The organism is Enterobacter sp. 168J2, assembly GCF_034107265.1.
GTDB classification, from domain to species: Bacteria; Pseudomonadota; Gammaproteobacteria; order Enterobacterales; family Enterobacteriaceae; genus Enterobacter; species Enterobacter nematophilus.
Map to the genome: position 1 here is coordinate 1 of NZ_JAWNEB010000028.1, position 1,261 is coordinate 1,261.

Sequence of the window (1,261 nt, forward strand, 5' to 3'; positions counted from 1 at the left end):
GGTTCGGTCCTCCAGTTAGTGTTACCCAACCTTCAACCTGCCCATGGCTAGATCACCGGGTTTCGGGTCTATACCCTGCAACTTAACGCCCAGTTAAGACTCGGTTTCCCTTCGGCTCCCCTATACGGTTAACCTTGCTACAGAATATAAGTCGCTGACCCATTATACAAAAGGTACGCAGTCACACCACGAAGGTGCTCCCACTGCTTGTACGTACACGGTTTCAGGTTCTTTTTCACTCCCCTCGCCGGGGTTCTTTTCGCCTTTCCCTCACGGTACTGGTTCACTATCGGTCAGTCAGGAGTATTTAGCCTTGGAGGATGGTCCCCCCATATTCAGACAGGATACCACGTGTCCCGCCCTACTCTTCGAGTTCACAACCTGTGCATTTTCGTGTACGGGAGTATCACCCTGTACCCTGCGACTTTCCAGACGCTTCCACTAACACACAAGCTGATTCAGACTCCGGGCTGCTCCCCGTTCGCTCGCCGCTACTGGGGGAATCTCGGTTGATTTCTTTTCCTCGGGGTACTTAGATGTTTCAGTTCCCCCGGTTCGCCTCGTTAACCTATGTATTCAGTTAACGATAGTGTGACGAATCACACTGGGTTTCCCCATTCGGACATCGCCGGGTCAAGGGTTCATATCACCTCGCCGGCGCTTTTCGCAGATTAGCACGTCCTTCATCGCCTCTGACTGCCAGGGCATCCACCGTGTACGCTTAGTCGCTTAACCTCACAACCCGAAGATGTTTCACTTCATGATTGCGAAAATTTGAGAGACTCGAACACACATAACATGTGTGTCGTTTCAATTTTCAGCTTGATCCAGATTTTTAAAGAGCAAAACTTCGCAGTGCACCTTTTCAGGTTCACTCTGAAGTTTTCTTGTGTTCGCAGTAAAAGATGGTGGAGCTATGCGGGATCGAACCGCAGACCTCCTGCGTGCAAAGCAGGCGCTCTCCCAGCTGAGCTATAGCCCCATCGTTTGCAATCTCTGTACCGCTCATCCTTTAAAAGGAGTTTGGTAGGCCTGAGTGGACTTGAACCACCGACCTCACCCTTATCAGGGGTGCGCTCTAACCACCTGAGCTACAAGCCTGCAGAGATTTTTACTGCTGTTTTTCATCAGACAATCTGTGTGAGCACTGCAAAGGCAGGTTCTTTAAGGTAAGGAGGTGATCCAACCGCAGGTTCCCCTACGGTTACCTTGTTACGACTTCACCCCAGTCATGAATCACAAAGTGGTAAGCGCCCTCCCG

At 50.9% G+C, this 1,261-nt stretch carries 2 tRNA genes and 2 rRNA genes; all 4 read right to left on the reverse strand.

Annotated elements, in window-relative coordinates:
- Nucleotides 1-735, reverse strand: a 23S ribosomal RNA gene (locus USG84_RS23980); the annotation flags it as partial.
- Between the two features lie 171 nt (nt 736-906).
- A tRNA-Ala gene (locus USG84_RS23985) sits at nt 907-982 on the reverse strand.
- 42 nt (nt 983-1,024) lie between these two features.
- Nucleotides 1,025-1,101, reverse strand: a tRNA-Ile gene (locus USG84_RS23990).
- 69 nt (nt 1,102-1,170) lie between these two features.
- A 16S ribosomal RNA gene (locus tag USG84_RS23995) occupies nt 1,171-1,261 on the reverse strand; the annotation flags it as partial.